Annotated in this window: 20 protein-coding genes; 13 read left to right on the top strand and 7 right to left on the bottom strand. The window is 67.1% G+C overall.

Features of this window, described 5'->3' with window-relative positions; translation table 11 throughout:
• Window positions 1-64: 64 nt before the first annotated feature.
• On the top strand, window positions 65-1,450 hold the full coding sequence (locus tag LL06_RS05700; protein WP_052161245.1) for a nicotinate phosphoribosyltransferase: 1,386 nt from the start codon (window positions 65-67) through the stop codon (window positions 1,448-1,450).
• A 9-nt stretch (window positions 1,451-1,459) separates the two neighbouring features.
• Here the strand turns inward: LL06_RS05700 and LL06_RS05695 are convergent, their stop codons facing one another.
• Window positions 1,460-1,750 (bottom strand): hypothetical protein, encoded by a 291-nt coding sequence (locus LL06_RS05695; RefSeq protein WP_035523465.1) that lies wholly within the window; start codon window positions 1,748-1,750, stop codon window positions 1,460-1,462.
• 256 nt (window positions 1,751-2,006) lie between these two features.
• Between LL06_RS05695 and LL06_RS05690 the strand changes: the two genes are divergently transcribed.
• A complete protein-coding gene (locus LL06_RS05690) occupies window positions 2,007-2,993 on the top strand; it encodes a Gfo/Idh/MocA family oxidoreductase (RefSeq protein WP_035523463.1) in 987 nt (328 codons plus the stop codon).
• 2 nt (window positions 2,994-2,995) lie between these two features.
• Here the strand turns inward: LL06_RS05690 and LL06_RS05685 are convergent, their stop codons facing one another.
• On the bottom strand, window positions 2,996-3,379 hold the full coding sequence (locus LL06_RS05685) for a GtrA family protein (RefSeq protein WP_035523460.1): 384 nt from the start codon (window positions 3,377-3,379) through the stop codon (window positions 2,996-2,998).
• The gene (locus LL06_RS05680) at window positions 3,376-4,407 is read right to left on the bottom strand and encodes a glycosyltransferase (protein WP_052161244.1); all 1,032 of its coding nucleotides are present in this window, start codon (window positions 4,405-4,407) and stop codon (window positions 3,376-3,378) included. Before LL06_RS05680 ends, LL06_RS05685 begins: the two co-directional genes overlap by 4 nt.
• 93 nt (window positions 4,408-4,500) lie before the next feature.
• Here LL06_RS05680 and LL06_RS05675 point away from each other — a divergent pair, with 93 nt between their 5' ends.
• The 7 genes from LL06_RS05675 to LL06_RS05645 all read left to right on the top strand — a co-directional run bounded on the left by LL06_RS05675 (window position 4,501) and on the right by LL06_RS05645 (window position 12,599).
• Complete coding sequence (locus tag LL06_RS05675; protein WP_161784937.1) at window positions 4,501-6,366, top strand: hypothetical protein; 1,866 nt, start codon at window positions 4,501-4,503, stop codon at window positions 6,364-6,366.
• A gap of 124 nt (window positions 6,367-6,490) precedes the next feature.
• Window positions 6,491-7,552 carry a penicillin-insensitive murein endopeptidase gene (gene mepA / locus LL06_RS05670; RefSeq protein ID WP_035523457.1) on the top strand — a complete coding sequence of 354 codons (1,062 nt, stop codon included), beginning with the start codon at window positions 6,491-6,493 and terminating at the stop codon, window positions 7,550-7,552.
• A 141-nt stretch (window positions 7,553-7,693) separates the two neighbouring features.
• A complete protein-coding gene (locus LL06_RS05665) occupies window positions 7,694-8,071 on the top strand; it encodes a methylglyoxal synthase (protein ID WP_035523454.1) in 378 nt (125 codons plus the stop codon).
• Window positions 8,072-8,147: 76 nt separating this feature from the next.
• A complete protein-coding gene (locus tag LL06_RS05660; protein WP_035523450.1) occupies window positions 8,148-9,173 on the top strand; it encodes a glucokinase in 1,026 nt (341 codons plus the stop codon).
• A gap of 104 nt (window positions 9,174-9,277) precedes the next feature.
• Window positions 9,278-11,107, top strand: coding sequence for an ABC transporter ATP-binding protein (locus LL06_RS05655; protein ID WP_052161242.1), 1,830 nt, complete (start codon window positions 9,278-9,280; stop codon window positions 11,105-11,107).
• A 17-nt stretch (window positions 11,108-11,124) separates the two neighbouring features.
• Window positions 11,125-11,934 (top strand): 4-hydroxy-tetrahydrodipicolinate reductase, encoded by an 810-nt coding sequence (dapB, locus tag LL06_RS05650; protein WP_035523571.1) that lies wholly within the window; start codon window positions 11,125-11,127, stop codon window positions 11,932-11,934.
• A 29-nt stretch (window positions 11,935-11,963) separates the two neighbouring features.
• Window positions 11,964-12,599, top strand: a complete 636-nt coding sequence (locus tag LL06_RS05645) for a 2,3-bisphosphoglycerate-dependent phosphoglycerate mutase (protein WP_035523447.1) — start codon at window positions 11,964-11,966, stop codon at window positions 12,597-12,599.
• A gap of 9 nt (window positions 12,600-12,608) precedes the next feature.
• Here LL06_RS05645 and LL06_RS05640 read toward each other — a convergent pair whose 3' ends face one another.
• Window positions 12,609-13,493 carry a bifunctional helix-turn-helix domain-containing protein/methylated-DNA--[protein]-cysteine S-methyltransferase gene (locus LL06_RS05640; RefSeq protein ID WP_035523444.1) on the bottom strand — a complete coding sequence of 295 codons (885 nt, stop codon included), beginning with the start codon at window positions 13,491-13,493 and terminating at the stop codon, window positions 12,609-12,611.
• Between the two features lie 130 nt (window positions 13,494-13,623).
• Window positions 13,624-14,094, bottom strand: a complete 471-nt coding sequence (locus LL06_RS05635) for a DUF2244 domain-containing protein (protein WP_035523441.1) — start codon at window positions 14,092-14,094, stop codon at window positions 13,624-13,626.
• 90 nt (window positions 14,095-14,184) lie between these two features.
• Between LL06_RS05635 and nth the strand changes: the two genes are divergently transcribed.
• Window positions 14,185-14,952, top strand: coding sequence for an endonuclease III (gene nth / locus LL06_RS05630; protein ID WP_035523568.1), 768 nt, complete (start codon window positions 14,185-14,187; stop codon window positions 14,950-14,952).
• A gap of 392 nt (window positions 14,953-15,344) precedes the next feature.
• Here the strand turns inward: nth and LL06_RS05625 are convergent, their stop codons facing one another.
• Window positions 15,345-15,917: a TetR/AcrR family transcriptional regulator gene (locus LL06_RS05625; protein ID WP_035523438.1), complete on the bottom strand. Its 573-nt coding sequence runs from the start codon at window positions 15,915-15,917 to the stop codon at window positions 15,345-15,347.
• 82 nt (window positions 15,918-15,999) lie between these two features.
• On the opposite strand from LL06_RS05625, the gene LL06_RS05620 reads away from it, so the two are divergent.
• From LL06_RS05620 to LL06_RS05610, 3 genes are all read left to right on the top strand, one after another.
• Window positions 16,000-16,425: a VOC family protein gene (locus LL06_RS05620; protein WP_035523435.1), complete on the top strand. Its 426-nt coding sequence runs from the start codon at window positions 16,000-16,002 to the stop codon at window positions 16,423-16,425.
• A 125-nt stretch (window positions 16,426-16,550) separates the two neighbouring features.
• Entirely contained in the window at window positions 16,551-16,922 is a 372-nt protein-coding gene (locus LL06_RS05615; protein ID WP_152599506.1) for a hypothetical protein, read from the top strand.
• Window positions 16,923-17,084: 162 nt separating this feature from the next.
• A complete protein-coding gene (locus LL06_RS05610) occupies window positions 17,085-17,546 on the top strand; it encodes a DUF411 domain-containing protein (RefSeq protein WP_035523430.1) in 462 nt (153 codons plus the stop codon).
• Window positions 17,547-17,603: 57 nt separating this feature from the next.
• Here LL06_RS05610 and LL06_RS05605 read toward each other — a convergent pair whose 3' ends face one another.
• A complete protein-coding gene (locus LL06_RS05605) occupies window positions 17,604-18,347 on the bottom strand; it encodes a sulfate transporter family protein (RefSeq protein WP_035523427.1) in 744 nt (247 codons plus the stop codon).
• Window positions 18,348-18,424: the final 77 nt, after the last annotated feature.

Genomic DNA, 18,424 nt, shown 5'->3' with positions numbered 1-18,424 from the left:
TGATGGTGCCGCCGGTTGCATGCTGTCGGGCAACAGGGCAGGACCGCGGAGCGTAATGCGTACAATGAACCTCATTCTCAATTCCGACAGCTACAAATACTCACATTTCGCCCAGTATCCGCCCGAGACCGCGGCGATCTCGGCCTATATCGAGGCCCGGCCTGGCGGTGCCCATGATCACGTGCTGTTCTTCGGCCTGCAGATGTTCCTGAAGGACTATCTCTCGCGAAAGATCACCATGGCCGATGTCGACGAGGCCGAGGAGATGATCCTGGCCCACGGCCTGCCGTTCCACCGCGAAGGCTTCGAGACCATCGTCACCCGCCACGGCGGCCTGCTGCCGCTGCTGATCGAGGCGCTGCCCGAAGGCATGGTCGTCCCCACCGGCACACCGATGGTCCAGGTCCGCAACACCGACCCGGACTTCTTCTGGCTGCCGACCTTCCTGGAGACCGCGCTGCTGCGCGCCGTCTGGTATCCTTCGACCGTCGCCACCGTTTCGCACGGCGCCCGCGCCATCATCTCCGCCTCGCTGGAGCGCACCTGCGACACGCCGGCCGAGGTTCTGCCGTTCCGGCTGCATGATTTCGGCGCCCGCGGCACCACCTCGCTCGAACAGGCGGGCATCGGCGGCGTCGCCCATCTCGTCAATTTCCTCGGCACCGACACGGTGAGCGCGCTGGTTACGGCGCGGCGCTTCTACCACGAGCCGATGGCGGGCTTTTCCATTCCCGCCGCCGAGCACTCGACCATGACAAGCTGGGGCGAGGACCGCGAGACCGAGGCCTACCGCAACATGCTCAAGCAGTTCGCGGGCCCGGGCAAACTGGTCGCCGTGGTCTCCGATTCCTACGATCTCTACCGGGCGGTGAAGAACATCTGGGGCGAGGAGCTGAAGGCCGAGGTCGAGGCCTCGGGCGGCACGCTGGTGGTGCGGCCCGATTCGGGCGACGCCACGCGGGTGCCGGTCGACACCGTCGAGATGCTGGGCGAGATCTTCGGCTCCTCGCTCAATGGCAAAGGCTACAAGGTGCTCAACCCGGCGGTGCGCGTCATCCAGGGCGACGGCGTCACGCCCGAGACCATCAAGATCATTCTGGGCCGGCTGGAGGACCGCGGCTGGTCGGCGGAAAACATTGCCTTCGGCATGGGTGCGGGGCTGTTGCAGAAGGTCAACCGCGACACGCTGCGCTTCGCGATGAAGGCCAATGCCCGCCAGGACGATCAGGGCGTCTGGCACGGTATCAACAAGAACCCCAAGACCGACCCCGGCAAGGCCTCCAAGCGCTACCGCCAGGCGGTGGTGCGCGAGAATGGCCGGTCCATGGCGGTGGCGCTCAAGGACCTGGGAGAGCGCGAAAACCTGCTGCAGCCGGTGTGGCGCGACGGCGAACTGCTGGTCGACTGGACGTTGGCCGAGATCCGCGCGCGGGCGGCGTCCGGCCGCTAGAAAGCGCGATCAGGAATTCCGGTCGTAGCGGATCAGTTCGGCGCCCGAGACACGGCCGTCGCCGTCGTAATCGACCCGCGACAGGGCGATGCCGTAGGCGCGGAATGTCCGCACCTTCTTGGCCACCGCGCTGCCGTCCTCGGCGCGCAGGTCGACGAAGCGCCTGAACTCGCTCGCCTCGAGAATGCCGTTGCCGTCGGTGTCGGCGGCCTTGAAGTCGCGCACCGGATCGGCGTTGGCAGTGGTCGCCGCAAGCATCAGCGGCAGGGCCAGGCCGAGAATCAGTATTGAACCGCGCATTCCCGCATTCTCCTCAAATCACCCGACGATATCACCCCAAACGCCGGACCGGCGCAAGCCGGGGTGTTGACAGATCCGGCCGCAGACGGGATTGAATGCACCCGGCCGCCCTTTTGCAGGGCGGGCGGCGACCAGATCCGATGCACAACGCGTCCGAAGGGGATAGGTTCACCCCCGGGCCGCGCGCGGCGGATCGAGGCAATGTCGCGCCATGCGCCCGGGTTTGGAGGCGCGGCGCTCAAGGGGAGGAAGACGCATGTTTCGCTGGGGAATTCTGTCCACCGCCAAGATCGGACGCGACCAGGTGATCCCGCAATTGCAGGATTCCGAGAACGGTGTGGTCACCGCGATCGCCAGCCGCGACTATGCCCGCGCCCGCGCGCTCGCCGACCGCTTCGGCGTGCCGCTGGCCTTTGCGTCCTATGACGAACTGCTCGCCTCGGGCGAGGTCGACGGCGTCTATATCCCGCTGCCCACCTCGCAGCACATCGAATGGTCGATCAGGGCCGCGGAAGCCGGCAAGCATGTGCTCTGCGAAAAGCCGATCGCGCTGCATGCCGACGCCATCGCGCCGCTGATCGCCACGCGCGACAAACACAATGTCCTCGTCTGCGAAGCCTTCATGGTCACCTATCACCCGCAATGGAAGAAGGTGCGCGACCTGATTGCCGAGGGCGCCATCGGCCGGCTGCGCCATGTCCAGGGCGCGTTTTCCTATTTCAACGCCGATCCCGCCAACATGCGCAACCAGCGCGAGCTGGGCGGCGGCGGCCTGCCCGACATCGGCGTCTACCCGACGGTCACGACACGGTTTTCGACCGGGCGCGAGCCGCTGAGGGTGCAGGCGACGGTCGAGCGCGATCCGCAATTCGGCACCGACCGCTATGCCAGCGTCAAGGCCGATTTCGGCGATTTCGAGATGAGCTTCTACTGCTCGACCCAGATGGCGCTGCGCCAGTTGATGGTGTTCCACGGCGAGGAGGGCTACATCGAGGTCACCGCGCCGTTCAACGCCGGCGACTACGGCCATGCCGTCGTCACCCTGCACAACGCCACCCAGGAGGAGGCCCGCATCTTCCGCTTCCCCGGCGTGCGCCAGTACCGGCTTCAGGCCGAGGCTTTCGTGCGCAAGGCGCGCGGCGCGGACGAACCCGTGTTCACGCTGGAGCAGTCGGTTCTCAACCAGAAATTCATCGACGCAGTCTACCGCGCCTCCGCCCATGACGGCTGGGAGAGCGTGTAGCGCTACTTCTTCGCGCCGAACACGAAGCGGTCATAGCCCAGATAGGAAAACACCGTCGCCGAGCCGGAGCCCAGGATCAGCGCCAGATAGGGCGAGATGAAGGGAAACGCGATCAGGCTGCCGGAATAGACCGTGTAGTTGATCAGCGCCGAGGCGATGCCGACGCTGCCGTAGCGCGCGCCCTCGACGCTGACCTTGCGGTGCGAGCGGCCGAAGGTGAAGGTGCGGTTGATCATGTAGGTGCACAGCATCGCCGCCCCGATGGCGAGCACGCGGCCGCTGAACGGATCCAAGAGCCGGAACTGCAGCAAAAGCCAGAGCACGCCCATGTCGACCGCGAAGCCGATGGCGCCTGCGAACAGGAAGAAACTGATTTTTCTCTTCATGAAGCCAGTTTGTGCCCTTCGGGTGCCTCAGGCAGGCCTTCGGCCCGATCGGAGGCGCGCTGACCCGGCTTGGCAGTTGTTCGTCCTTCGCCGCGCGCGGCCGCGATCGACATGTAATGAAAGCGCTTCTGCTCCGCCCGTCCGCGCGCCACCGAATCGAGGATAACGCCGCCGGTGAAGATCATCAACGCCATCATCATCAGCGCCATGGCGAGCATCCAGGTCGGCATCCGCGTCACCAGCCCGGTCAGGAAATACTCGTTGAGCACAGGGACCATGAACATCATCGAGATGGCAAGCGTGAAAACGCTGAGATAGCTGAAAAAGGTGAAGGGTCGCGTCTCCTTCATCAGCATGGCGAACATCCACAGGATCCTGGCGCCGTCCCTGAAGGTGGAGAGCTTGGAGTGCGATCCCTCGGGACGCCGGCCGTAATCGAGCGCCAGCTCCATCACCGGCAGCTTGAGCTGGGAGGCATGCACGCTCATCTCGGTCTCGATCTCGAACCCGCCCGAGACGGCCGGAAAGCTCTTGGCGAAGCGGCGCGAAAAGGCGCGGTAGCCCGAGAAGATGTCGGTGAAATCGTCGCCGAAGATCTGCTTGTAGAGCGTGTTGAAGATCGTGTTGCCGAAGGCATGGCCGCGGCGGCCGGCATCGTCGGTCACGCCCCGGCGGGTGCCCACCACCATGTCGCAGCGCTCGCTCACCAGCGTGCGGATCAGTTCCGGGCCGTCGGCGGGCGCATAGGTGCCGTCGCCATCGGCCATCAGGAAGATGTCGGCGTCGATGTCGGAGAACATCCGCCGCACCACATGGCCCTTGCCCTGGCGCGGCTCGCGCACGACGATGGCGCCGGCCAGCGCGGCCCTGAGTGCCGTCTGGTCCTTGGAATTGTTGTCATAGACATAGATCCGGGCGCCCGGAAGCGCCTCGCGGAAGCCGCGAACGACATCGCCGATGGTCGCCGCTTCATTGTAGCAAGGCAGAAGCACCGCGATCTCGAGGTCGTCGAACATGGCGTCGGTCATGGGGGTCCCCGTTGGCTCAGGGCGGCGTCCGCCCATGGCTTTACTATTTCTTGAGAAGGTTAAGGCTAGGTTGAATGCACAACAGAAAGTGTGGTGGAGTTTCCCTTGCTCAAGTCCGATCCGGCCGCCGGCGATGCCGGGTTCGCCTCGCCGGAGCGTTTGCCGCGCTCCCCCGGCACCCATCCGCTGGCGTCGCTTCATCTCCCGGTCTTGATGGCCTTTGCCCTTTTCGTCGTCCTGACGACGGCGATGCATTTCAGCTCCTATGTCGATTATGTCGGCGCCGACAATGACGATGTCATGCGCCTGGTCCAGGTGCGCGATCTCCTTGGCGGGCAGGGCTGGTTCGACCTCACCCAGTACCGGCTCGGGCTGGAAGGCGGCACCCCGATGCACTGGTCACGGCTGGTCGATCTGCCGATCGCCAGCCTGATCCTGCTGTTCTCGCTGGTCATGAGCCCGCTTATGGCCGAGGCTTCGGCGCTGCTCGTCTGGCCGCTGCTGACCGCGCTGCCGGTGTTCTACGCCCTGTCCCTGAGCGGCGGCGTTGTGGGCGGCCCCCCCGGACGGGTCATCGGTCTCGCGCTGGCGTTCCTTTACGTGCTGGCGATCAACCGCTTCCTGCCGGGCGCGATCGACCACCACAATGTCCAGCTCGCGCTGATCGCCACCATCGCCGCCTGCCTCATCCTGCCCGGTCGCCCGCCCGCGGCCCATGCGCTGGCGGGCGTGACCGCGGCGCTGGCGATCGCTATCGGCGCGGAGACGACGCCGCACATCGTCGTCGTCGCCGCCATCGTGGCGGTGCAGTGGCTCTGGCTCGGCGGCGCGATGAAGCACGCGGCCTCGGCCTTTGCGCTCGCCATGGCCGCGACCCTGACCGCGGCGTTCTTCCTCACCGTGCCGCCTGCGCAGTATGGGATCGTGGCCTGCGACGCGCTGTCGACCGGGTTCTATGCGCTCGGCGTCATCGGCGCGGGCCTGTTCTTCCTCGCCGTCTCCTCCCTGTCGGAGCGCGGCTTTGCCGTGCGCCTGGCGGGGCTGGGGCTGGTCGGCGTGGCGACCTCCGGCTTCGCGCTGCTGGCGGCGCCGCAATGCCTGGGCAATCCGCTGGGTTCGCTCGATCCGCTGCTGGTGAGCATGTGGCTCACCCATGTCACCGAAGCCCAGTCGGTCTTCGCCCAACTGCGCATCGAGCCGTGGACCGGCGGCGGCTTCTATCTTGTCCCGGTCCTGGCCATGATCCTGTGCGCTGTCCGGATCCGGCAGGGCCGCGATGTCCATGCCCACGGGGTGCTGCTGGCGCTGCTGGCTGTGTCCTGGGCCATTGCGCTGGTCCAGGTCCGCGGCGCGGTGTTCTCCAACATGCTGTCGGCGATCCCGCTCGCGGGACTGGTTGCCGAGTTGCGGACACGTTCCAACGCCGATCCGAAGAACCTGCGCAAGGGTATTGCCTATGCCGCCACCGCCTTCGCGGCAGTGCCCTTTGTCTGGGCCCTGTCCGGTGCCCTCCTCTCGATGGGCGTCAACACGGTGATGGGGCAGGAGGCGGGGCAGTTGCCGGCCGGGGAGGAGAAGATCTGCACCAACGCCGAAGCCATGGCTCCGCTGGCGCGGGAGCCCGTCGGCGTCGTCTCAGGCCCCTCCAATCTCGGCGCCCATATCCTGCGCTTCACCGACCATCGGGTCCTCTCGGCACCCTATCACCGCAACCAGGGCGGCATGCTCACCGAACTGCATGCCGCCATGGCGCGGCCGGCGGATTCGGTCAAGTTCCTGCGCGGCGCCGGCGTCACCGTGCTCGCCTTCTGCAGCAGCGACCCGCAGGTGGGCAGCGACGCGGCGGCGGCGCCCGACGGCCTTTATGCGCAACTGCGCAAGGGGATCGTCCCGGATTTTCTCGAGCCGGTGCCGGGGACCGCGGACCAGCCACTGCAACTGTTCCGGGTCAAGCCATAGTGCCGCCGGCTTTGCCTGCTCCACTCACCGCCCAGCCAGGTGTTTTCTTGAAGCGATCCCCGCGCTAGACTCGCTTGATATGATTTGCGCATTCACGCGGATGCGTCGCAGGAGGTCGAGCCCCATGATCAATGTCCGCCGCTCAGCGGCCTTCCTGCGCCAGTCGGCCCTTGCCGTGCTGATCGCGGCTGCGGCAGGCGCCGCGCTGCCGGCGTCCGCTTTGGCTGGCCAGTCCGCCAAGCAGATCTTCGGCGCGGCCAAGCTGCCGGCCGTGCTGCCCGCCCGCGCCATCGGTTTCTACTCCAAGGGCTGCCTCGCCGGCGGCGTGGCGATCGCAACCGACGGCCCCACCTGGCAGGCCATGCGGCTGTCGCGCAACCGCCGCTGGGGCCACCCGGATCTGGTCTCGCTGGTCGAGCGCCTGTCGCGCGACGCGGCGGCCAAGGACGGCTGGCCCGGGCTTCTGGTCGGCGACCTCGCGCAGCCGCGCGGCGGCCCGATGCTGTCGGGCCACGCCTCGCACCAGGTCGGTCTCGACGCCGACATCTGGCTGACCCCGATGCCGAACCGGACCCTGAGCGGCAGGGAACGCGAGGACATCTCCGCGACTTCGATGCTGAAGAAGGATTCGCTCTACGTCGACGACCGGATCTGGACCCCGGCGCATGCGCGGCTGCTGATGCGGGCGGCGTCCTATCCGGAGGTCCAGCGCATCTTCATCCATCCCGGGATCAAGAAGAAGCTCTGCGACACGTGGACCGGCGACCGGTCGGCGATGGGCAAGCTGCGCCCCTATTACGGCCACCACTATCATTTCCATATCCGCATCAAGTGCCCGCCCGGCGCCAGCGGCTGCAAGAGCCAGGAGCCGCCGTCCAGGGGCGACGGCTGCGACCAGTCGCTGGCCTGGTGGTTCACCGACGCACCCTGGGCACCGGCGAAGCCCGACAAGAAGGCCGAAAAGCCCAAGCCCAAGCCGGAGATGCAGCTCTCCGATCTTCCCGCCGCCTGCACCGGGGTGGTCCAGGCGCCCGGTCCCGCGTCCGAGGCGCAGGTGACCTTCGGATCGGGCCTGACGCCGGTCCCCGCCGCGGCCGCGGCGGCCGGCGCGGTGCCGGCATCGGCCTTCGCGCCGGTCGCGCTGCCGGCGCGGATCCCGATCCCCGAGCCCAGGCCGGTCCGGTGAGGGCCGCGCCCCGGCATCGGCGAGATTTCATCACCGGCCGTCTTTCGCTTGACAGAGGGAACCGCTATAGCTTCGTTCTCAAATCGATTGAAACGGCGCATTCTGCGGGTTGCGCCGGGTTTCTTGAGACGACAGGACGTCATGACCGTTCACAAGACCATTGCGTTGATCGCGCACGACCAGAAGAAGGACGATCTGGCCGAATTCGCCCGGTCCCATCAGCCGGCCCTGTCGCGGTTCCCGATCGTCGCCACCGGAACCACCGGCGCGCGCATTGCCGACGCCTGTCCGGAGCTGAAGATCACGCGGCTCAAGAGCGGGCCGCTGGGCGGCGACCAGCAGATCGGCGCGCTGATCGCCACCGGCGAGGTCGGCCTGGTGATCTTTTTTGTCGATCCGCTGACCGCCATGCCGCATGATGTCGATGTCAAGGCGTTGATGCGGCTCGCCATTGTTTACGATATCCCGATGGCGCTCAACCGCGCCACCGCTGAAACCTTGCTCACGGCGCTTGGATAGACCGCCGGATTGCTTTCGAAATGGCGGGCCCGCCGGGTCCCGCCGCAACCAGATCAGGCCTGACGGGGACCCGACCATGCCCACTCACTACGATACCGACCAGCCCATGGCCTTCCCGATTCTGATCGGCGATATTGGCGGCACCAATGCGCGCTTCGCCATCCTGATGGACGCCAATGCCGAGCCGAAGCAGTTTCCGATCCTGGCGACGGCGGACTATCCGACCATCGACGCGGCCATCCAGGCGGGCGTGCTCGACAAGACCTCGCTGCAGCCGCGCTCGGCGATCCTGGCGGTGGCCGGACCGATCAAGGGCGACGAGATCGACCTGACCAATTGCGACTGGGTGATCGAGCCCAAGGTGATGATCCGCGACCTGGGCTTCGAGACCATCGTCGTGATCAACGACTTCGAGGCCCAGGCGCTGGCCGCGGCCTCGCTCGGGCCCGAATATCTCGAACAGATCGGCGGCGGCGAGATCCGGCCCGCCACCTCGCGCGTCGTGGTCGGCCCCGGCACCGGCCTCGGCGTCGCCGGCCTCGTCCACGCCCGCCACACCTGGTACCCGGTGCCGGGCGAAGGCGGCCACATCGACATGGGCCCGCGCACGGCGCGCGATTACGAGCTGTTTCCGCTCTATGAACCGATCGAGGGTCGGATTTCCGCCGAGCAACTGCTGTGCGGACGCGGGCTGATGAACATCTACCGCGCCGTCTCCAAGGCCAACGGCACCCCGCCCGTCGCCGCCAATCCCTCCGAGGTCACCTCGGCCTGGAGCGACGGCTCGGATCCGGCGGCACGGGAGGCGATCGAACTCTTCGTCACCTATCTCGGCCGCGTGGCCGGCGACCTGGCGATGATCTTCATGGCCCGCGGCGGCGTGTTCCTCGCCGGCGGCATCGCCCAGAAGATCATCCCGGCGCTCAACGAACCCCGGTTCCGCCAGGCTTTCGAGGACAAGGCGCCGCATTCGGCCATTTTGCGGATGATCCCCACCTTCGTGATCACCCACCCGCTGGCGGCGCTGTCGGGGCTTGCGGCCTATGCCCGCACGCCGGTGCGATTTGGCGTTTCCACCGAAGGCCGCCGCTGGAAAGCATAGGCAAACGGGCTCGGACCCGCTATAGAGCCGCACACATCGGGGCGGGACATCCTGCTCAATGAGGCATGGCGGTCTTTGCGGAGCGCTCTAAAGGGTGATGGAATTTGGCGCGCAGCAGAAACATCAAGCAGGATGTGGAATCGCTGACAACGGTGATCCGCCGGATCATTCGTGAGAACGGCCGCGACTACGTCAAGACCTACCTGTTCGCCGCGGTCTGCCTGATCCTGGTGGCGGCCACCACGGCCTTCATGGCCTGGATCATGGAAGCGGTGATCAACGAGGCCTTCGCCAAGAAGAACGCCGACGTGATCTGGCTCATCTGCGGCTCGGTGCTGGCGGCCTTCGTCATCCGCGGCGCCGCCTCCTACGGCCAGGCGGTGGCACTCGCGCAGGTCGGCAACAATCTCGTCGCCCGCTACCAGCAGCGCCTGGTGGATCACCTGATGTCGCTCGGCGTCAGCTTCTTCGGCGATTCCCGCTCGGCGCAGATCGCCGCGCAGATCAGCCAGAACGTCGCCGGCATCCGCGACGTGATGAACCTCACCATCACCTCCTTTGCCCGCGACCTGCTGACGCTGATCGCGCTTCTGGTGGTCATGGTGACGAAGGACCCGATCCTCAGCCTCATCGTCTTTCTCGGCGCGCCGCCGATTCTCATGGCGCTGCGCTACATCTCCAAGCGGCTGAGGAGCGCCACGCGCGAATCGATCGATCTCAACAGCCGCGTGCTGAGCGCCATGCAGGAGACCGTGCAGGGCATCACCATCGTCAAGGCCTTCACCATGGAGGAGCAGATCAGCGCGCGCACCTCGACGCTGATCAAGGCCGCCGAGGAGCGCTCCAACCGCATCGCCCGGCTCACCGAACGGACCTCGCCGCTCACCGAAATCGTCGCCGGCCTGGCGATCTCCGGCGTCATCGCCTACGCCGCATTCCGCTCGATCTATGGCGACGTCCTGCCTGGCGCGTTCTTCTCCTTCATCACCGCGCTGCTGCTCGCCTATGATCCGGCGCGGCGGCTGGCGCGGCTGCAGATCAACCTCGAGCGCGCCGTCGTCAACGCCCGGATGATCTACGAGATCCTCGACGAGGAGCCGACGCAGGGCGACCTGCCCGGCGCGGCCGACATCGTCATCGAGCGCGCCGGCATCGAGTTCCGCAACATCTCCTTCGGCTATGGCCAGGGCATCCCCGTCCTCGACGATGTCAGCTTCACCGCCGAGGCCGGAAAGACCACGGCGATCGTCGGCCCCTCCGGCGCCGGCAAGTCGACGCTGATCTCGCTGGTGCCGCGGTTCTACGATCCCGCCGCGGGGCAGGTGCTGGTCGACGGCGTCGATATCGCCACGGTGACCAAGAAGTCGCTGCGCCGCCAGATCGCCTATGTCTCGCAGCAGCCCTGGCTGTTCGAGGGGACGATCCGCGAGAACCTGCGCTACGCCCGGCCCGACGCCAGCGATGCCGAGATCGAGGACGCGGCGCGGCTCGCCAATGCGCATGACTTCATCCTGGCCCAGCCGCTGGGCTACGACACGCCGCTGGGCGAAAACGGCGTCAACCTGTCGGGCGGCCAGCGCCAGCGCATCTCCATCGCCCGCGCGCTGGTGCGCGACGCGCCGATCCTGCTCCTGGACGAAGCCACCTCGGCGCTCGACAATGAATCCGAGGCCGCGGTGCAGAAGGCGCTGGAAAGCGCCATGCGCAACCGGACCGTGCTGGTGATCGCGCACAGGCTTTCGACCATCGCCCGGGCCGACCGCATCGTCGTCATGCAGGCCGGGCGGGTGGTGGAGATCGGCAGCCACGCCGACCTGTCGGCCTCAAGGGACGGGCTCTACGCCCGCCTGCAGGCGATCAGCGAGGTGGGAGCCCAGCCGGCCCCGGCCGCCACGGACAAGACAGACGCGGAAGTTGAAGGAGGCAAGGCATGACCACAGCATCGGCAAGCATGGGATTGATCGTCGTCGGCGCCGCTGGCCGCATGGGGCAGACGCTGGTGCGCACGATCGCCGAAATCGACGGCGTGCATCTCGCCGGCGCCATTGAACGGCCCGGTTCCGCAGCCCTTGGCCGCGACGCCGGCGAACTGGCCGGTCTCGGGCCGAACGGAGTGCTGATCAGCGATGACGCGCTGCCGGCCTTCGCGGCAGCCGAGGGCGTGCTGGATTTCACCGCGCCCGCCGCCACGCTCGAATTCGCCGATCTGGCGGCACAGGCGCGCATCGTCCACGTCATCGGCACCACCGGCATGGATGCGAGCCACGAGGCCAGGCTGGAGGCGGCCTCGCGCCACGCCCGCATCGTCAAATCCGGCAACATGAGCCTCGGCGTCAATCTGCTGTCGGTGCTGGTGCGCCAGGCGGCGCGCGCGCTTCAGGCGGCCGACTGGGACATCGAGGTGCTGGAGATGCACCACCGCCACAAAGTCGACGCGCCCTCGGGCACGGCGCTGCTGCTCGGGGAAGCCGCCGCCCAAGGCCGCGGGATCGGTCTCGGCCAGCATTCGGTCCGGGTCCGCGACGGCCACACCGGTCCGCGCGAACCCGGTGCGATCGGTTTCGCCACGCTGCGCGGCGGCTCGGTGGTGGGCGAGCACTCGGTCATCCTCGCCGGAGAGGGCGAAACCATCGAACTCAGCCACAAGGCCACCGACCGCTCGATCTTCGCCCGCGGCGCAATCCGCGCCGCCCTCTGGGCGCGGCACCAGAAGCCGGGCTATTATTCCATGCTCGACGTGCTCGGCCTTTCCGGCCAGTAATTCAAACCGCCTGAACAAAGGAAATCACCATGTCCGGAACGCTCGTCCTCGTCCGCCACGGCCAAAGCGAATGGAACCTCAAGAACCTGTTCACCGGCTGGAAGGATCCGGACCTCACGGACCTCGGCATCGAGGAGGCCAAGGCCGGGGCCGCGGCCCTCAAGGCTGCCGGCCTCAGGTTCGACGTGGCCTTCACCTCGGTCCTGATCCGCGCCCAGCACACGCTCGACCTGATCCTGGAGGGCATCGGCCAGACCGATCTCGAGGTCATCCGCGACCAGGCGCTCAACGAGCGCGACTATGGCGACCTCGCCGGGCTGAACAAGGACGACGCGCGCAAGAAGTGGGGCGAGGAGCAGGTCCACATCTGGCGCCGCTCCTATGACGTGCCGCCGCCTGGCGGCGAGAGCCTGAAGGACACCGGCGCCCGCGTCTGGCCCTATTACATGCTTGAGATTCTGCCGCGCGTGCTGCGCGGCGAGACCGTTCTGGTCGCCGCCCATGGGAATTCCCTGCGCTCGCTCTTGATGGTGCTCGACCGCCTCGACCGCGAGCAGATCCTCTCGGTCAACCTCGCGACCGGCGTGCCGATGGTCTACAAGCTCAACGCCGATTCCACCGTGGCCTCCAAGGACGTCCTGGGCGACATGTCCAAGGCGCATTGATCGCGGCGGTCAGGCGCTCTTCTGCAGACACCCCGTCTCCCAGCCGAGCATCGCCCGCTTGCGGGTGATGCCCCAGTGATAGCCGGTGAGCGCGCCGGATTTGCCGAGCGCCCGGTGGCAGGGCACCACGAAGGAGATCGGGTTGCGCCCGACAGCGGCGCCGACCGCGCGGGACGCCGAGGGCTTGCCGATGGCGCGGGCCACGTCCTGGTAGGTCGAGGCGGCGCCGAGCGGGATCCTGAGCAGCGCCTCCCACACCCGGACCTGGAAATCGGTGCCGATCATGACGATCCTGAGCGGCTGGTCGGCGCTCCATTGCTCCGGCGAGAAGATCCGGCCTGCATAGGGCGCGGTCGCTTCCTGATCCGGCGCAAAGCGTGCGCCCGGCCAGCGCCGGGTCATGTCCTCGAGCGCCGCCTTCTCCTCGCCCGGATCGGCGAAGGCGAGGCCGCACAGCCCGCGCTCGGTCGCCATGATCACCGCGGTGCCGAAGGGCGAGGGGTGGAAGCCGTAGCGGATCGAAAGCCCGGCGCCGCCGGTCTTGAAATCGCCCGGGCTCATCGCCTCGTGGGTGACGAACAGATCATGCAGCCGCCCCGGCCCGGACAGGCCGAGCTCGAAGCTCGCATCGAGCAGCGGCAGGCCCTCGTGGCCGAGCAGCCGGCGGGCGTGGTCGAGCGTGACTGCCTGCAGGAACGCCTTCGGCGTGAGCCCCGCCCAGCGGCTGAAGGTCTTCTGCAGCCGCGCGGGCGCAACGCCGAGATCCGACGCGATGTCCTCGAGCGACGGCTGGGCCTGGTAATCGAGCGAGATCCGCTCGATCGTCTTGCGGACGAGATCGTAGTCGTCGCCCTTCGGCGTGATGTCGCGGTCAAGCTGTGCGGTCATATTCATGGTCTGGCTCCCTGCAGCGCCGTGCCTGGGGATAGGGGCTAGGGCCGGCTGCGGCACTGTGCATCGTCAGCGCACTCAATCACGCTGCAGCAAGCACCGCCACCCGAAACACTCCGTGCGGATAATCGCCTCAGCGCTGCTTGACGGTTGCCAGCGCCCGCTGGAAGGCCGAGGCGAAGCTTTCCTTGTCGCCGGGATTGAGAAACCCGCCCACGTCGGTCCGCCGCCCCTGGCCGGTGATCTGCATCTCGGTGATGCCGATCTCCTCGTGCCGGGCGATGCTGAACCGCGCCCAGAACGGGTTGAACCGGTGCTCGACCGTGCGTCCCGAGGGCGAGACCTTGCGCACATTGAGATCTGTGCGCGACATGCGGATGAACTCCCGCATGCGGCCCGAGCGGTAGCTCAGCCAGAAGGCGCCGAACAGCAGCGCCAGGTCGAGCCCGAAAAACGCGAAGATCGGCCAGGCGCCGATGCGCACGAAGATGGCCATGTGCACCAGCGTGACGACGGTCGCGATCGTCATCAGGATCATGAAGCCGGTGCGTCCCAGCGACCGGTGCGGGCTCAGCACCGCCTCAAACAGGGGTTCGTCGTTCATCGGGGCTCCCGTCTCAGTCGATTGCCATCGTCCCTCCCGGATGATTATAGGGATAGAATGGAAAAGCCCAAGACCCCGAGATCCGCCAAAATGCCGCGCGCTTCAGCCGCCCAGGCGAAGACGCCGGCCGGCGCCACGCCGGTGTCCGTTCGCAGGCCCAAGCCACGACGCGCCAGGATTCCCTACAGTGCGGAGGAGATCCACGAGATCTTCCGCCGCTTCTCCATCCAGCGGCCCGAGCCCAAGGGCGAGCTCGAGCATGTCAATCCCTTCACCCTGCTGGTGGCTGTGGCGCTCTCGGCCCAGGCCACCGACGCCGGCGTCAACAAAGCCACCCGCGCGCTGTTCGCGCTGGCCGACACGCCCGCAAAGATGCTGGCGCTGGGCGAGGAACGGGTGCGCGACCTGATCAAGACCATCGGGCTTTATCGCAACAAGGCGAAAAACGTGATCGTGCTCTCCCAAAAGCTGGTCGACGAGTTCGGCGGCGAGGTGCCGCTCAGCCGCGAGGAGCTGGTGACGCTGCCCGGCGTCGGCCGCAAGACCGCCAATGTGGTGATGTCGATGGCCTTCGGCGTGCCCACGCTCGCCGTCGACACCCATGTCTTCCGCATCGGCAACCGGCTGAGGATCGCGCCCGGCAAGACGCCCGACGAGGTGGAGGCCGCCTTCCTGCGGATCATCCCGGAGGAGTACCTGTTTCACGCCCACCACTGGCTGATCCTGCACGGCCGCTACTGCTGCAAGGCGCGCAAGCCCGAGTGTGAGCGCTGCGTCATCGCCGACATCTGCAAGTCGCTCGAGAAGACCTGCGACGTACCCGCGCCGCTGGTCGAGCTTCCGGCGCAGGTGGTGTGAGACCGCCGACACCGAGCCGCTCTTCCACGACGCGGACAACCCGTGAATACTGACAAGGACTACTGCCCGGCGCTGGCCCGGGAGGCGACATCGGTGCGAGATCTCGGCTGCGGCACGGGAGAACTGGCCGTAGCCTCTGGCGAGGTCCGTCCCGGCGAGACCTTCGATCTCGTGCCGATGACCGATCACGCCTTCCAGTGCCTTCTGACGTTAAAGGGCCAGCAGGCGCTCTGCGCGGCCATCGCGGTCAAGTGCAGATCGCTGACGCAATCGCCTCTGCGGGTCTCGAAGTGCACCGCTGGATGGGAGACTCAAGCGGCGGGCCGCTGGCCCCGCTCTCGCCCGAAATCATCCCGGTCGGTGGTCTCACCGCATGACCGGCATTTGCAGGATCATCTCATGAGCCCGTCGATAAGCGCCGCGATGGCCTCCTCGCAGGCGCGGCGGTCCGCGCCCGCCTCGATCGCCAGCGCCGCCCGGTCGAAGGCTGCGGAGAGAAGTACGGCGAGCATGGCTGCCTTGCCGCTGTTGCGCGTGCCCGACAGCAGCGCACCAAGGCCGACCACGAGGCTCGCTTCGGCGGTCTCGGTGTCGATCGCGCGCATCAACTCCATCCCCAGCACCGCTGGCCCGTCGAGAAGCAGAAGTCGGGTGCGTCCGGGCCTCGCCATGGCGTCGAAATAGGCGCGGGTGCCGTTGAGGATCGCGTCGCGTGGGCTCCCGCCGTCCGGCGCCGAAGCTTCGATGTCGGCCGCGACTTCGGCCGCCTCGCGCTCGATGACGGCGCGGAACAGCGCCCTCTTGTCCTCGAAATGGTGATAGAGCGCGCCGCGCGTGACGCCCGCCAGGGCGACGATCTCCGGCGTCGCGGTTTCCGCATAGCCCTTTTCGATGAACAGCGCTCGCGCGGCATCCATCAGTGCCTGGCGCATGCTTTCGGAGCGGTCCTTGTTCGATCGACGCATTTTTCCTCTTTACATACATACTGTATGTTTGTAATTAATCAGATACAGACAGACTGTATGTTAAAGAGAGGAGCCTGCAAAGATGAAATCCACCAGCTATTACCCCGTCATCATGACCCGCGACGTCGCCGCCACGGCCGCGTTCTATGAGCGCCATTTCGACTTCCAGCCGCTGTTCTCCAGCGACTGGTACGTCCATCTGCAATCGAAGGAAGACGAGCGCGTCAACCTGGCGATCCTCGACGGCCGGCATGAGACGATCCCGCCCCAGGCGCGCGGCATGGCCTCGGGGCTCATCCTCAATTTCGAGGTGGAGGACGTCGATCGGATCTATGGAGATCTGTGCGGCGCCGGCCTGCCGATTCTCAAGGAGATCTGCGACGAGGACTTCGGCCAGCGCCATTTCATTACCGCCGATCCGAACGGCGTGCTGATCGACATCATCAAGCCGATTCCGCCAAGCGCCGCCTTCGCCGCCCTCTACGACACTTCGGCCCTGCCGGCCTGACCGGGGGCAGATGCACACCCGTACCGCGGGCGTGCAGGCGCACCCGCCTGGCATCAGATAGCCTTGCCGCCCATGCGACATCGGGCCATCTGGAACCGCCCGTGAATCCGGAATATCCAGAGCTCATGCGAAACTGGATCGCCACACTCATGCTCGTCGCCGTCAGCCTGGCCTTCGTCGTGCCGGCGTTCTCAAGCCATGGCGGCGCTGCCGCCCATGCGCAGGCGATGCGGCATGAAAGCGCCCAGGCCATGGCCACGCTTGCCGAAAGCATGCCCGCGGCCGACCAGCCCGGGGCCCCGGGCGATTGTTGCCCCGGATCCGACAGGAAGCACAGGGCCGGGCACGGCGCGGCCTGCGATCTTCATTGCCTGCTGGCGATCGCCGCCACCAGCGGTTTCGAACCGCTGCGGCGGGCGGATTTCGTCGCGCCGGCCGGCGACGCCGCCACCCGCATCACCCCGCATTTCCCCTTCCGACCTCCGATCGCCGCCTGAGGCGCCTCCCGGTCCCCGCGCGGAGGCCGGAGAAGAACGCCGCGACCCGGGCGGGACTTGCCCGCCGGTTTCGCCGCACGCACAGCCACGCGACTGGCCTGATCCGCCCGGGAATGACCGGCAGGTGGCCGTCGCCGAATCGGAACGACAAGGACATTCGACATGAAAACGATCACACGGGCAGCACTTGCCACCCTCCTCAGCCTCTTTGCCGCCCAGGCTGCCGCGGCCCAGGCCATGACCGTCTACAAGACGCCGTGGTGCGGCTGTTGCGAGGACTGGACCCAGGCCATGGCCAGGGCCGGCTACGAGGTCACCACCCACGACATCGAGGACCTGACCATGGTCAAGAAGCAGGCCGGCGTCAGCCCGGAGATGGAGGGCTGCCACACGGCCAGTCTCGATCTCGGCAGCCGGACCTATGTGCTCGAAGGCCACGTGCCTCTGCAGGCGATCGAAAAGCTGATGGCCGAGCTGCCGGACAACCGCGGTCTGGCCACGCCGGGCATGCCGTCGGGATCGCTCGGCATGGGCGAGGACGAAGACGCCCGCTACGATGTCTACGCCTTCACCGGCAGGCAATCGGACGCGCCGGTGGTCTACTACGAGGCCGGCCGCGACTAGGCGGTACCGGAAAAGTGCCGGCGGTTTCGGCCGCCGGCGCCAATCATCTGGGGCCAATCATCTGGGGGAGGGGGCGCCTTCGAAGCCGCGGGAGGCGGCTAAGCCGTTCCGCGCCGCGATCATCTTGAAGAGATGCACCATCATGCCGGCCGCGAACATCGGCGTGAGCAGGTTGAGGAGCGGAACCGACAGGAAGGCGGCGATGATCAGGCCGGCGAAGAAGATCGTCGTCGAGTTGCGCGCCCTGAGCTGCTTGGCCTCGGCCGGGCTCATGAAGCGCATGGCCGCGAATTCGAAATATTCCCGCCCCAGCAGATAGCCGTTGACGAGGAAGAACGCCGCCAGGTTGATGCCCGGCACCAGCAGCAGGATCAGGGCAAGCAGGTTGCCGAGCGCCACCACCAGGAGGAAGCCGAGCGATTGCCTGATCGACTGGCCGAGCGGCATCGGCGTCCCCGGCGCATCCCCGGGATAGTCGCGGATCTCGATCACCTCGGCGATGTCGTCGAGGAACAGGCCGGCCATCGCCGCCGTCACCGGCGCCACGAACAGCGCCAGCACCAGCGCCAGCCCGACGCCGGCGATGATCGCCGCCACCGTGCCGGCCCATCCGGCCCAGTCGGGCAGGCCAGGAAGCAGGTCTTCGAGCCAGGGCATGGCGGTGAGCGAAAACAGCTCGCCCAGGCCGAACCACAGGCCCGCCAGCAGCAGGATCGTCAGGCCCAGCGACTTGAACAGCACCGACCGCGAGGCGGTCGAGAACAGGTTGGATCCGCCCTGCCGGGCGGCTTCGATGATCATCGCTGGCTTCCTTCGTCTCGCGGCCCGGACCCGGCGCCGCGGTCGGGCTTGGCAGGGATCCCGTTGCCCGGGCTGGT

The organism is Hoeflea sp. BAL378 (genome assembly GCF_000759435.1).
Classification (GTDB): Bacteria; Pseudomonadota; Alphaproteobacteria; order Rhizobiales; family Rhizobiaceae; genus Hoeflea.
This window is presented reverse-complemented; position numbering and strand designations above follow the sequence as displayed.